Below are 12836 nucleotides of genomic sequence, written 5' to 3' on the forward strand. Positions count from 1 at the left end.
CTCAAGCGCTGGCCTCGCACAGCGCGCGAATCTTGCGCCGCAGCCACTGGTGCGCGGGATCGTTCTGGAAACGCGGGTGCCACGCCTGGGTGAACAGCACGGTTTCCAGCGGCATGGGCAAATCAAACAGGCGGATGCGCAACCCGGCCGCCAGCGCACTGCGCGCCAGATGCTCGGGCAATGGCAGCAGCAAGTCCGAATCCTGCAAGGCGAACAACGCGGTAAACGGCGTGGAGACCACCAGCGCGACATGCCGGCGCAACCCTTCAGTCTCCAGCGCAGTGTCGATCGGGCCAACGGTTTTGCCGCGCCGCGAGACGCCGATGTGATCCCAGCGGGTGAGCCGTTCAGCAGTGATGTCGTCATCGAAAATCGGATGGTTCTCGCGGGCGATGCCAACAAAGGTCGTGGTGAACAGCGACTGCACGCGGATTTCCGGCCCGAGCTTGCGCGAGGCACTGATGAACAGATCAATGCGGCCACTGCGCAGCGCCTCGTCGTCCACGTCATCCTCCTCGGGTGAAAAACGCAGCATCGCCCGTGGCATCTCGGTTGCTATCGCCTCCAGCAACCGGCCCGAATGGAGACCCACGAACGCGTCGTTAGCGCGCACGTTGAAACGCCGATCCAGCGTTTTCAGATCAACATCGGCGGTGGGCTTGAACACCTGGGTCGCCTGCTCGACCGCCGCGCGCACCTGCTCGCGCAACGCCAGCGCCCGCGGCGTCGGCACCAGCTTGCGTCCCGCCTGCACGAACACCGGATCACCCAGAGTCTCGCGGATACGACTGAGGGTGCGGCTCATCGCTGGCGGACTCAGATTCATCCGCCGAGCCGCGCCGACCACACTGCCCTCCTCCAACAGGATGTCCAGCGCGAGCAGCAGGTTCAGGTCGGGGTGCTCCATCGAGGGTCTCATCTCAGTTGCGTTAAACGGAATGTCAGGGCAATACCAATGCACCAAGTGGCATGCAAATACCAGTGCGGTGTGCGCATGGGTGAAGTGCGTGGGAAAGCATTTACCGCTCAGGGGCTCGAGATGAGGATGGCTCCTCACCTATGTCGCACCTTTCCGTTCTGGAGCTGATCGTGTCGAACTTCACCTTGTCGGTCCATGCCACCGATACCTATCCCGTCATTCGTTTCCTTCCGCAGGCGGCCTTGCCCGGTTACGCCTCCCGATGGTTGGAGGACATGGGCAAACTGCTTGCCGCCGGGGTGCCTTTCGCGGTGGTCTACCCGGAAGGCTCGCAGCAGGAAGGCCATGAGGATCGCAAGGTTCGGGGGCTGTGGTTGAAGCAAAACCGCAATGAATTGGCGGCGCTGTGCAGGGTGCTGGTCAGTGTTGAGCCTGATGTGCAGAAGCGTGAGGCGATTCAGGGGCAGTTGGCTGGGGTTAGTAAGGCTTTTGGTGTGCTGCAGGTGGTTGCTGCAACGGAGTTGGAGGCGTTGGGGGTGGCTCGGTCTTATGTCGCGGGTTGCGCGGTGGGGGGTTCTATGACGGCGTCCAGTATGTGATGTTCATTCGAGACGACGCTCGCCACTGCCGAAGGGCACCAGACAGCGCACAGAAGCGGGACGAGCGACTGGCCAACGTCGTACGTTATTGTTTTGCAATCTCAGCAGGTTTTTTTAGCGGGAAGATCACTTCATGAGTTTCCATATTTCGAATCTCGGAATTGATAGTGATCTGGCTCATGCCATCAAAGGTAGAGAAATCCACGATGTAGCGTTGGCCAGCCTGGAACTCCAGGTCGCGAACACCAAAATCGCATTTACCGCCACCAGTGCCCAGTGCATTCATGGATACCCAACACCAGCGCAGCGAATGCTTGCCTGGCGTCAAACGCAGTGCCTGCTTGCCAGATATGTCGAGGATCGATCGCCGCCCGGCACCCTCCAGCAGTTGGTCATCTACGTGAGTGGCCAGTAACAACCGATGAAATTTCACTCCCAGACCGCGATAACGGATGGTGGCGAAATACACCACCGGCGCATCGACCGCGTTATTGGACAGGTCATACGGCCTCATCAGTTCAGGTGCCCAATCGCCCTGATAATCCTTGTAGTGGTAGTTGGAGCACGCAGTTGTCAGACCGGCAATCAACAAGATAGTCGGGAGCCTGAGGCACGACAAAAATGACGACGAGTACATTGTTCTTCCTTGATTTTCTGGTCTGCAAGAATACAGGAGTGTGAGCCAGCAACTCCTCAAGCTGGCGGAAATCCAGAGGCCGGCAGCTGAATCCCAAGAGCTGCGCCTAGTCCAGTGAGTGTGTGCAATCTCGACTAGTGGCACTTTGACTCACACAGAAACGTCTATATAGTGCCTACATAACCACACCAACTACAGGGACGTTGAGATGAAAAAGCGTGAATTCCTGCTGCCGCTTGCCGCTCTTACTGCTGCCGTAACCGCCAGCCCAGCAACGGCCTCCATTGCCGCGCCCCACACCGATATAGCAGAAGAAAGCCTCGCCATTGAGACCGAAGCCGCGACACTCCCAATCATCCACGTTGGGGAGCAGATGGTCACCGGTCGCCAAGGTGACAATCTCTTCAGCTTCATCCTTAAGCGTGGTGAAAACGGCCAAATGTTCGCCGCCCACCACTCACACAGCTCGCATGCTTCCCACAGCTCTCACAGCTCGCATTACTCGAGCCGATGATGGCTGGCCTCACTGAACTGACCTTCGACAGTAAGCTGTATAGGGCTGAAGCAGTCCAGAAGGCGGCATACCGCGCTATGCACGCTTTTACGCTTGACTTGAAAATTGATGGCGAAAATATTCTCTGCAGATTGGTGGGCAACATCACAACCGAACAGGGCGCCTTCGAACGTGCCGTCGAGGAGTTCAGGAAGGACGTACTCGATTACGAATTGCGCGCACAGTTGCAAGCTGAAACCGCCCCCATTCGCAACCTCATCATGGGGTTGGCATTTTCCAACGCCAAGTTGAACCGAGGTGAGTAAGTTCCAAGGGCTGGATGCCTACACTCGGCAAGATGGGTACGAACTGCTGCCGCTCAAGTTCGACCGCCTTACAGGCAATGATTACGTTATCACCAACATGACCGGCGAACACCTGGTGGTACCGACGCCAGAGTTACATGCCCTTCTCTCAAAAAGCCTTCCAAAAGAGCATCCGCTCTACGCATCGCTCCGTGCCAAACATTTCATCCGGTATGCCGATGAGCAGGCGCCACTTGATCTACTCGCTTTGAAACTGCGTACGAGGCTATCGCGACTGACGGGGTTTACCAGCCTACACATCTTCGTGGTGACACTGCGATGCGACCACAGTTGCCCTTATTGCCAAGTTTCACGGCAAATGGACAACGAGATCTCTTTCGACATGACGCCCGACATGGCTGAGAAGGCTCTGGATTTCGTCTTCCGCTCTCCCAATCCTGCGATCAAGATAGAGTTCCAAGGCGGCGAGCCGCTCTTGAATTTTGAGATGGTGCGCTTCGTGGTGGAGGCTGCCAACCGAAGAAATCTAGAAGAGAAACGTGATCTAGAGTTCGTCATCGCAACCACGTTGTCGTTAATCACCGACGATGTTCTCGCGTTCTGCCACGATCACGACATCATCCTTTCGACGTCACTCGATGGCCCAGCAGATCTGCACAATGCGAATCGTCCTCGTGTCGGCCGTGATAGCTTCGAACGCTTCGAAACAGGTCTAGCCAGAGCCCGCAACGCACTAGGGGTAGATAGGGTCAGCGCTCTGATGACAACCACGGATAAAAGTCTGTCTCGTGTCCGGGAAATCATCGACGAGTACGTTCGACTAGGCTTCAACGGTATTTTCCTACGCACACTATCTCCGTATGGATTCGCGATAAAGACCCGCAAGTTCATGACTTACGATACTGAGCGGTGGTTGGAATTTTATAAGGAAGGCCTAGCTTATATCCTTGAACTAAACAAGGCCGGCATTCCTTTTGTTGAGCACTACGCATCACTGATACTCAAGAAGATGCTAACCAGTAATGACCCGGGCTATGTCGACCTAATGAATCCTGCGGGCGCTGGTATAGCCGCAATCGTCTTTAACTACGACGGTTCCGTATATGCCTCGGACGAGAGCAGGATGCTTGCAGAGATGGGGGATCAGACGTTCCGGCTGGGCGATATCCTTACTGACAGCTATGAAGACATCATTCTCTCTGATGTGTTGCTCGATTCTCTGGAGCAATCTTTTACTCTAAGCGCGCCAATGTGCTCTGACTGCGCCTTTGAACCCTATTGCGGCGCCGAACCTGTATTTCATCACGCCATCTTCAAAGATGTCTTGGGCAGAAAGGCTGACTCCCCATTCTGTAAGAGAAACATGTCGATTTTCAAACACCTGATTGGCCTGATGCAGTCAAGCGCATCTATTCGTCGTCTGTTCATGCAGTGGGCTAACGCATGCTGAAACTCGCCGGAAAAGTCGGAAGAATCCAACTAATCGAAGCCCAGAGTCGACCATTGTTGCTGCAGGTCAGCACCAATCCGGCGCTCCCAATGGTGCTGCGCGCGACTAGAGCGTTCTTGGTTTCTACTCGGAATTTGCCTGAAGGCTATCAGCACTATCTGATCCCTGAGTCTCTTGAATTGCATGCGAGAGAACTAGAAGGGAAGAACTCATTCACCCTGCTGCCCAACGACTATCACTACCTGGGACACGACGACATCATCCGTCTGGAAGGCCAGGCAATTCGGGTACTTTTCAGAGCCAACTCCGGTCATAACTCACTGCTGGTGACCGAACAGTGCAACCATTACTGTCTGATGTGCTCCCAACCCCCGAAAAAAATTGATGACAATTGGATCCTCACTGAACTCGAAGCGCTTATCCCTCTCATCCCCAGGGAAACACCCGAGGTAGGTTTCTCAGGTGGCGAGCCTACACTGGCCGGGGATCGATTTATTAATCTCATCCGAATGATGAAGTCGTACCTGCCAAGAACTGTCGTACACGTTCTATCAAACGGCCGTACGTTCGCGGATGAGCGCTTTGCTCGACAATACGCGAAGATTAATCATCCTGACATCATGATCGGAATCCCGCTCTACTCTGATGACCCCAGCTTGCACGATTACATCGTTCAAGCGCCGGGGGCATTTCAGGAGACCGTTCTGGGAATCCTCAACCTTAAGCGCCTCAGTCAAAAGGTTGAGATTCGGATAGTGCTGCACAAACAGTCAATCAGCCGCTTGCCACAGTTGTGCGAATACATTGCGCGAAATCTTCTGTTCGTTGATCACGTGGCACTGATGGGCCTGGAAATGACTGGATTTACGCGTGCCAATCTTGACGCCCTGTGGATCGACCCCGCGGACTATCGAGAAACTCTAAGTGAGGCCGTAGGCATTTTGGCAGCCTATCGCATGAACGTGTCTGTTTATAATCACCAACTGTGCCTTGTGAACGAAGACGTACTCCCCTACTACCGCAAGTCCATAAGCGATTGGAAGAATGAGTACGTTCCAGAATGTGAAGGCTGCGCGCGCAAATCTCAATGCGGTGGTTTCTTCTCTTCTGGCGTCCGCAATGGATACAGCAACGCGATCACCCCTTTTCCTTCTGTGGTGTCCGCCCACTGAGTAGCTTAGGCCCGACTCGCTCCTAATATAGCGCTTTGCAAATAAACCTTATGAAGACCCGAGCATCGCTTTAACACACACGCGGCTTAGTGACGTGTCTCAACTTAGGCATAGTCCGCTCCCCTTATTCCATGTAAGCGCGCAACTTCGGCAACCTCGCACGATGTCCGATACCATACCCACCCCACCTGACCAACAGACAACCCAGTGCCACACCCCTCCCTCACCATCAGATCACTTTTCGCCCTCTGCCTCCTCGTCGCAACAGCCAACCACCTACATGCCGTCATCGAACACGGCTGGCTCTGGGACTACGGCTACGGAGCAACCACCGGCCTGCCAAGCCGTCTGTTCTGGGGCGGGCTCACGCTTCTCGACCCGATAGCCGTGCTGCTGTTGTTCATCAGACCAAACACCGGCATTGCACTGACCGCAGCGATCATAGTGGCCGATGTCATTCACAACTCGTTTTACGTGGCCTCGCATCAACAGTGGCTGGAGCCTTTCTATATTTCCCAGGTCGCATTCCTTGTCGCGGTGTTGCTGTTGGCACCCCTTGCCTGGCATCGCACTGCCTCAGACTCAAGCCCCGCTCGCTCAGCCGGCACATAAACGACACGCCATCCTTGACCGCATTATTTCCGCCGTAGAGGATTACCGCTCCCCGAAACAAGGACGAGAACATGGTGCGGATATTAGGCAGAGCGTCTTCCATCAATGTGCGCAAGGTGTTGTGGACCTGTGCCGAAATCGGCATCCCATTCGAGCGAGAGGACTGGGGCAACGGTTTCAAGCCGGTCAACACGCCGGAGTTCCTGGCCCTGAACCCCAACGCCATGGTGCCGGTCATTCAGGATGGTGATTTCACACTGTGGGAGTCCAACACCATCATTCGCTATCTGGCGACGCGCTATGGCGAGGCCGCGCTTTATCCGGCCGAGGCGCGAGCGCGGGCGGGCGTCGATCAGTGGATCGACTGGCAAGCCTCCGATCTGAACAGGTCCTGGAGTTATGCGTTCATGTCGCTGGTCAGGCAATCGCCTTCGCACCAGGCTCCTGAAGCGCTCGCCGCCGGGCTCGCGGAGTGGGCACGCTACATGGGGATACTGGATCGGCAACTCGCGAAAACCGGCGCGTATGTCGCCGGCGAACACTTTTCACTGGCGGACATTCCCATCGGCCTCTCGGTCAATCGCTGGTTCGAAACGCCCTTCGATCATCCGCACTTGCCGGCGGTGAGCGACTATTACGAGCGGCTGAGCGAACGCGCCGGGTTCCGCCTGCATGGACGAAACGGAACGCCTTAGGTAATGCCAGTCAGTTCCCTTCGCGAGCGAGCTCGCTCCTACAAAAGCGGCGCGCCTGTAGGAGCGAGCTTGCTCGCGAAGGGCCGCAAAGCGGCCCCAATTGATTTAACTGAGTGATCCTTGGACTCAGCGCCCACCACAGAGTGAGCGCCCATTGCTCTCTCGCCCTCCCCTTACCAGTCGTGACTCAACGTCGCGATCACGTTACGGCGATTTCCGTACAGCACCGAATCCTCATAGAAGCCGGGCTCGAAGTAACGCTTGTCGAACAGGTTGGTGCCAGTGATCGAAATCTTGCTGCCGGTGAGCCCGACCTTGCCCAGGTCGTAGCGCAGCGTGGCATCGGTCAGGGTGTAATGCGCGACTTTCAGGGTGTTCTGGATATTCTGCGAAGACCCCATATACCGCTGACCAATCCCCGCACCGACACCGTCGAACACGCCTGCATCGATCGTGTAATCAAGCCAGACGCCAGCCGTATGGCGCGGAATGGCCCGCGGGGTGTTGCCTTGGTAGCTGGTGTCTTCAGTGATCTGGGCATCGGTGTAAGCGTATGACGCGAGCACATTCAGGTTGCTTGTCAGGCTGGCCTTGCCTTCGACTTCGATGCCACGGGAACGCACTTCGCCACTCTGCACCGAATAGCCCGAATTGAGCGGATCTGCGGTGGTGACGTTTTTCTGGGTCAGGTCGAACGCCGATACCGTGACCGAGCTGTTGTAGCCGGGCGGCTGGTATTTGATCCCGACTTCGTATTGCTTGCCTTCGGTGGGTTTGAACAGCGTGCCGGAAATATCGGCATTCGGGTTGGGCTGGAACGAGGTGCTGTAACTGACATAGGGCGTGATGCCGTTGTCGAACAGGTACGCCAGGCCGATACGCCCGGTGAATTTATGGTCGCGCTGCCGGGTGTCGGTCTTCTCGGTGCCGAAGTACAGGCCCTGTTCATGGCCCTCGGCCCAGTCTTGGCGGCCGCCGATGGTCAACGTCCACTGGTCCAGCTTGATCTGGTCCTGCAGGTACAGGCCGACCTGCTGCATCTTGCTGCGCTCATCGCGCTGCAAAGGGTCGTACCAGATCGCCCCGCCGCCATAAACGGGGCGGTACAGGTCGATCATTTCGAAGTCGGGATCCGGGTCACCGTTGCGGCGGGTTTCTGCGGCTTTGTAATGGGAATAGTCGATACCGGCGATCAGCGTGTGCTGTATCGGTCCGGTGTTGAAGCTGCCCTGGATATTGTTGTCGACCATGAACGTGTCGCTGTTTTTCGGGCGGTACTGCAGCCCGACATCCTGCGTACGTCCGTCGTCGTTGAGCACGGCATCCGGGCCACTGGAAAGGTAGCCGACCCGGGAATGCATGTAGCGCAGGTTCTGCTGGAACTTCCAGCCGTTGTCGAACAGGTGCTCGTAGATCGAGCCGACCGAGGTGGTTTCGACGTGGTAATAGCTGCCCTTCCAGCCCAGGTTGATATCCGAATCGATATGACCGTTGGGGCTCTTGAGCACCGTACCTATTGCTGGAAAACTCTGTTCCGAACCGCCAGTTTTGGTCTTGTTGTAACTGGTGAGCAGGGTCAGGGTGTTGGCGTCGTCGGGTTTCCAGGTCAGCGACGGTGCAATGTAGGTGCGATCGTCAGGTGAATGATCGACCTGGGTGCCACTGTCGCGCTGCAGCATCACCACACGCCCGAACAGGGTGCCGGCGCTGTCCAGTTGGTCGCCGATATCCAGCCCGAACTGGCGACGCTCGAAACTGCCCCCTTGCACTTCCACATGGCGGATCGGCGTTTCCTGTGGCCGCTTGCTGGTCATGTTGACCACCCCGCCCGGCGCCATCTGCCCGAACAGCACCGAGGCCGGCCCCTTGATCACATCGAGGCGCTCAAGGCCGAAGGTCTCGAAATTGGTGTCGTACTGGTTGAAGCCTGAACGCAGCCCGTCCTGATAGATACCGAACAGGTTGAACGCGCGAAAACCGCGCATGAAGATGTCCGGCGCGCCCTGGCCGCCTGCGTAGTCGAGCACCCGGATGCCCGGCGTGTAGGCCACGGCGGAGTTGAAGTCCTGCACGCCGCGCTGGTCCATTTCGTCGCGGGTGATCACCGAGATGCTCTGCGGAATTTCATTGATCGGGGTATCGGTCTTGGTGCCGACCGTCGTGCGCTTGGCCACGTAACCGGCCACCGGCCCCGTGCCGTTTTCCTGGGCCTGGCGGCTTGCGTCGATCTCGACCGGCTCGATCTCGATCGAGGCGTCGCTGCGCGGCAAGGGCTCCAGCACATACACGCCATCGCCCTGGGACACCGCGCGCAGCCCGCTGCCCGACAACAGCCGGGCGAAACCGGTGGCAAGCGCAACGTCGCCTTCCAGTCCCTGGCTCTGCCGCCCCTGCACCAGCGCAGGATCAATGGCGAGGTTGATGCCCGCCGTCGCCGCAAAGCTCGAAAGTGCTTGCCCAAGCGGGCCCGCCGGGATGGAGAAATGCTGAGAAGACGCCGCCATCAACGCCGGGCTCGCGAGCACACTCAGCGCCAGGGTGGCACCGCGCACCGCGCAGGCAAGGGAAGAATAACCAGATGAAAAACCCATGAACGCTCCGTATCGATAAGACCTGTTTGCTGAAAGGACACGCCAGCGTTGAAAAACAGGACAGGCGATACGAAACTTTTTTCAGACCGACCGGGGCTGCAGCGTGACCCAATAGCGCGTCCGGTACACCACACTGACCGGCAGGGCCCGAGCCACGGCGCTGAGCACCAGATCGGTATCACTCAATTGAAAGGCGCCGCTGATAAGCAGGTCGGCAATCTGCGGGTCACAGCGCACCCAACCGGGCCGATAACGGTTCAGTTCCCGGGTGAACACCGCAAGCGGCATGCGTTCTACCCGCAGCACGCCCATGCTCCAGCCATCGGTGCCGGGCACGAGCGGCTGCGCGACCATCACCTCCTGGCTGTCGAAACGAGCCTGGTTGCCGGCGCTCACGCGGGTGGCCTCGGCGCGGCTGTTCGGACAGATGTCGACCGCACCGCCAAACACACAGACCAGACTGTCGTCGTCTTCAAGGCGAACGCTGAAGCGTGTCCCGACGGGGTACACGTTGCCCTGCTCGGTCTGTACCCGCAGCGGCCGGTTGAGTTGATCCTGCCCCGTGGAGACCAGCACTTCTCCCGAACGCAGGCGGATCAGCCGCTGCTGGGCATCGAAGACGATATCGACGGCACTGCCGGTGTTCAGGTTCAGACGGGTGCCATCGGGAAGGTCGATCTGTCGCTGCTCGCCGACCAGGGTTCGCTCGTCCGCCGACCAGGCGCCATGGCGCCAGACCATCAACGCGGCAGGCCCCGCAGTCATCAGCAGTATCAGGGCCTTGAGTCCGGCGCGGCGACTCAGTCGGTCGGCGCGATCGAGCGTGCGCACCCCGACACCTTCCGGAATTCCCTTCCATTGCTGGCTGACTCGCTGGGCAAGCTGCCAGGCACGTTCATGATCGGGGTGCTGAGTGCGCCACTGCTCGAAGCGCTTTCGTTGCGCGGCATCAGGCCCAGCCTCGTGCAGGCGGATGAACCAGCGCGCCGCCTCGCGAACCACGCTTTGCTCCAGTGGCGCCTCGCTCATAACGCCTCGGTCATCGCCAGCACCATGCACTGCTCCATCGCCTGGGTTAGATAACGCTGCACGGTCCGCACCGTGACATTCAGCATCTGGGCGATTTCGGCATAGGTATGGCCATCGAGTTGCGACAACAGAAACGCACGGCGCACCGCCGGCGGCAGGCCATGCAGCAGTGTGTCAACCGCCTGCAGCGCTTCCCGGATCAGCCATTGCTCCTCGACCGACAGCCCGGTTTGCTCGGTGTATTCAGCCAGCGTCTGCAGCCAGGCCTCCTCGACAGAACGCCGCCGGTGCAGATTGAGCATGAGCCGCCTGGCCACCGTCGCCAGATAGGCTCGCGGCTGACGAAGGTCCGGCGCCAGTGGCGTGGCTGAAGTGCGAAACAGGCGCAGAAAGGTGTCCTGCGCCAGATCGGCGGCATCGCTGCGGCAGCGAATACGCCGATACAACCAGTTCTGCAGCCAGGAATGGTGATCGACATAGAGAACCGTGAAATCGCGATGCAATACCGACTCGCGCGACGATGCGCCATCCATTGGAAGACTTCCTGATATTTAGATGCAAGTGCAGACGGTAATTGGTCGCAAATGTTAGCAACGTGCCGGAGCACTGACAACGGCCGGTGAGCAGGCCGAGCTAACCTCCGCAAACACTGGGCACACCCGCATTTGCCTGACGCCTATTGGCGTGAGTAGAATGCGACTAATTATCAATCATGTACTTTTCGGGATGCCGATGCGCAGCGACGATACGCTAGGTACTGCAGATCTGGGGCTGCTCTATCGCACCCACCACTCGTGGTTACACGGCTGGCTGAGCCAACGCACGGGATGCCGCGAACACGCGGCGGACCTGGCGCAGGACACGTTCGTGCGTCTGCTCAAATCCCGTCAATCAAGCCCCTTGCGCGAACCACGTGCCTACCTGAGCAGCATCGCCCGCGGACTGATGATCGATCAGTATCGCCGTCGCGAACTCGAACGCGCCTACCTGGAAAGCGTCGCGTTGCTGCCTCAACAAGAGGTGCCCTCGGCAGAAAGCCGGCTGCTGATTCTTGATGCGCTCGAGCGGATAGACCGAATGCTCGACAGGCTTAAACCAAGGGTTCGCCAAGCGTTTCTGCTTGCCCAGCTCGACGGTTTGAGCTGTACGCAGATCGCCGCAAAGCTGGGCGTTTCCCGCGCGACGGTGGAACGCGACCTGGCCAAGGCCCTGCAACATTGCTATCGCTTGCGCTATGTCGATGCGTGAGCCGAAGGCGCTGGATCAGGCGGTTGTCGACCAGGCGATCCACTGGCTGGTGTGCCTTCGCTTCAATCAGGCCGATGAGCAAACACAACGCACATTTGAACAATGGCTGCTGCAGCGCCCGGAGCATCTGTTGGCGTGGCAGCGTGTGGAAACGCTTGGGGATGAATTCGCCGGCATCCCGGCGAAACTGGCCCGACAAACCCTCAATGGCACCCACCGGGGAATGCGTCGACGGCAAAGCCTGAAACTCCTGGGCCTGTTGGCCACTGTTGGCGGCGCGGCCTGGCTCGGCCGGGATTACACACCACTGCCGGCCATGCTTGCACAGCAGCACAGCAACACCGGCGAGCAACGACACGTCCAGTTCGATGATGGCAGCCTTATTCAGCTCAATAGCGACAGCGCGGTCGACAGCGATTACGACGCCCAGCGGCGCCTGATCATTCTGCGCCGTGGCGAAATCATCGTGAATGTCGGCGCCGATCAACACTCGGCGCAAGCCCGGCCGTTCTGGGTACAAACACGCGACGGGATCATGCGCGCCCAGAGCACCCGCTTCCTGGCGCGCGAGCGTGATGACGGCACCCTGCTCGCAGTGCAGGGCGGCGACGTCACGGTGTTCCCTGGCTCCAGTCACACCCTTGCCGGCAGCGACAGCAACAGCGTCCAGGCCGGACACCAACTGCTGTTCACCGCCAACGGCGCCCGTGAGTTCAGGGATAACGGCCTCGATGTATGGAGCTGGAGCGACGGGGTGATCAGCGCGCGCGGTATGCGCCTCGGTGATTTCGTTGTGGAGTTGTCGCGCTACCGCCCCGGCGTTTTGCGCTGCACCGAAGCGGTTGCTGATCGTCAGGTCTCCGGTACCTTTCAGCTCGCCGACAACGATCAAGTCCTGGCATTGGTCGCGCAGTCACTGCGCTTGCGCGTCGATTATCGGACCCGTTATTGGGTGACGTTGACCGCTGCCGGCTGAGTCCTTCTTCACCTCATTCCTGACTGGAAAAATAAATGAGGTGATTTCTTATTCTCGCTCGACCTGTAAGGAAGGCCGAAACACAGGCC

14 protein-coding genes are annotated in these 12836 nt (G+C 58.5%); 9 read left to right on the top strand and 5 right to left on the bottom strand.

Annotated elements, in window-relative coordinates; all coding sequences use genetic code 11:
- Position 1 precedes the first annotated feature (1 nt).
- The gene (locus DM374_RS04530) at positions 2–907 is read right to left on the bottom strand and encodes a LysR family transcriptional regulator (RefSeq protein ID WP_110968806.1); all 906 of its coding nucleotides are present in this window, start codon (positions 905–907) and stop codon (positions 2–4) included.
- 152 nt (positions 908–1059) lie between these two features.
- On the opposite strand from DM374_RS04530, the gene DM374_RS04535 reads away from it, so the two are divergent.
- Positions 1060–1518 carry a hypothetical protein gene (locus tag DM374_RS04535; protein ID WP_110968807.1) on the top strand — a complete coding sequence of 153 codons (459 nt, stop codon included), beginning with the start codon at positions 1060–1062 and terminating at the stop codon, positions 1516–1518.
- Positions 1519–1603: 85 nt separating this feature from the next.
- On the opposite strand, the gene DM374_RS04540 is transcribed toward DM374_RS04535, so the two are convergent.
- Positions 1604–2155: a hypothetical protein gene (locus DM374_RS04540; protein ID WP_110968808.1), complete on the bottom strand. Its 552-nt coding sequence runs from the start codon at positions 2153–2155 to the stop codon at positions 1604–1606.
- Between the two features lie 208 nt (positions 2156–2363).
- Between DM374_RS04540 and hxsA2 the strand changes: the two genes are divergently transcribed.
- The 6 genes from hxsA2 to DM374_RS04570 all read left to right on the top strand — a co-directional run bounded on the left by hxsA2 (position 2364) and on the right by DM374_RS04570 (position 6903).
- Positions 2364–2669: a His-Xaa-Ser repeat protein HxsA2 gene (gene hxsA2 / locus DM374_RS04545; RefSeq protein ID WP_110968809.1), complete on the top strand. Its 306-nt coding sequence runs from the start codon at positions 2364–2366 to the stop codon at positions 2667–2669.
- Positions 2669–2974: a His-Xaa-Ser system protein HxsD gene (gene hxsD / locus DM374_RS04550; protein WP_110968810.1), complete on the top strand. Its 306-nt coding sequence runs from the start codon at positions 2669–2671 to the stop codon at positions 2972–2974. Before hxsA2 ends, hxsD begins: the two co-directional genes overlap by 1 nt.
- Positions 2967–4424, top strand: a complete 1458-nt coding sequence (gene hxsB / locus DM374_RS04555; protein ID WP_110968811.1) for a His-Xaa-Ser system radical SAM maturase HxsB — start codon at positions 2967–2969, stop codon at positions 4422–4424. Before hxsD ends, hxsB begins: the two co-directional genes overlap by 8 nt.
- Positions 4418–5596, top strand: coding sequence for a His-Xaa-Ser system radical SAM maturase HxsC (gene hxsC / locus DM374_RS04560; protein WP_110968812.1), 1179 nt, complete (start codon positions 4418–4420; stop codon positions 5594–5596). Before hxsB ends, hxsC begins: the two co-directional genes overlap by 7 nt.
- Positions 5597–5803: 207 nt before the next feature.
- Complete coding sequence (locus DM374_RS04565; RefSeq protein ID WP_110968813.1) at positions 5804–6208, top strand: hypothetical protein; 405 nt, start codon at positions 5804–5806, stop codon at positions 6206–6208.
- A gap of 71 nt (positions 6209–6279) precedes the next feature.
- Positions 6280–6903, top strand: coding sequence for a glutathione S-transferase family protein (locus tag DM374_RS04570; protein WP_110968814.1), 624 nt, complete (start codon positions 6280–6282; stop codon positions 6901–6903).
- A gap of 173 nt (positions 6904–7076) precedes the next feature.
- On the opposite strand, the gene DM374_RS04575 is transcribed toward DM374_RS04570, so the two are convergent.
- The 3 genes from DM374_RS04575 to DM374_RS04585 all read right to left on the bottom strand — a co-directional run bounded on the left by DM374_RS04575 (position 7077) and on the right by DM374_RS04585 (position 11056).
- Positions 7077–9494 (bottom strand): TonB-dependent siderophore receptor, encoded by a 2418-nt coding sequence (locus tag DM374_RS04575; RefSeq protein ID WP_110968815.1) that lies wholly within the window; start codon positions 9492–9494, stop codon positions 7077–7079.
- An 81-nt stretch (positions 9495–9575) separates the two neighbouring features.
- Positions 9576–10523 (bottom strand): FecR domain-containing protein, encoded by a 948-nt coding sequence (locus DM374_RS04580; protein ID WP_110968816.1) that lies wholly within the window; start codon positions 10521–10523, stop codon positions 9576–9578.
- Positions 10520–11056: a sigma-70 family RNA polymerase sigma factor gene (locus DM374_RS04585; protein WP_110968817.1), complete on the bottom strand. Its 537-nt coding sequence runs from the start codon at positions 11054–11056 to the stop codon at positions 10520–10522. The genes DM374_RS04580 and DM374_RS04585 overlap by 4 nt, the downstream gene beginning before the upstream one ends.
- A gap of 199 nt (positions 11057–11255) precedes the next feature.
- On the opposite strand from DM374_RS04585, the gene DM374_RS04590 reads away from it, so the two are divergent.
- Positions 11256–11771, top strand: a complete 516-nt coding sequence (locus DM374_RS04590; protein WP_110968878.1) for a sigma-70 family RNA polymerase sigma factor — start codon at positions 11256–11258, stop codon at positions 11769–11771.
- Positions 11758–12747: a FecR domain-containing protein gene (locus tag DM374_RS04595; RefSeq protein ID WP_110968818.1), complete on the top strand. Its 990-nt coding sequence runs from the start codon at positions 11758–11760 to the stop codon at positions 12745–12747. Before DM374_RS04590 ends, DM374_RS04595 begins: the two co-directional genes overlap by 14 nt.
- The last annotated feature ends 89 nt before the right edge of the window (positions 12748–12836 follow it).

Origin of the sequence: Pseudomonas huaxiensis (assembly GCF_003231275.1) — a bacterium.
GTDB classification, from domain to species: Bacteria; Pseudomonadota; Gammaproteobacteria; order Pseudomonadales; family Pseudomonadaceae; genus Aquipseudomonas; species Aquipseudomonas huaxiensis.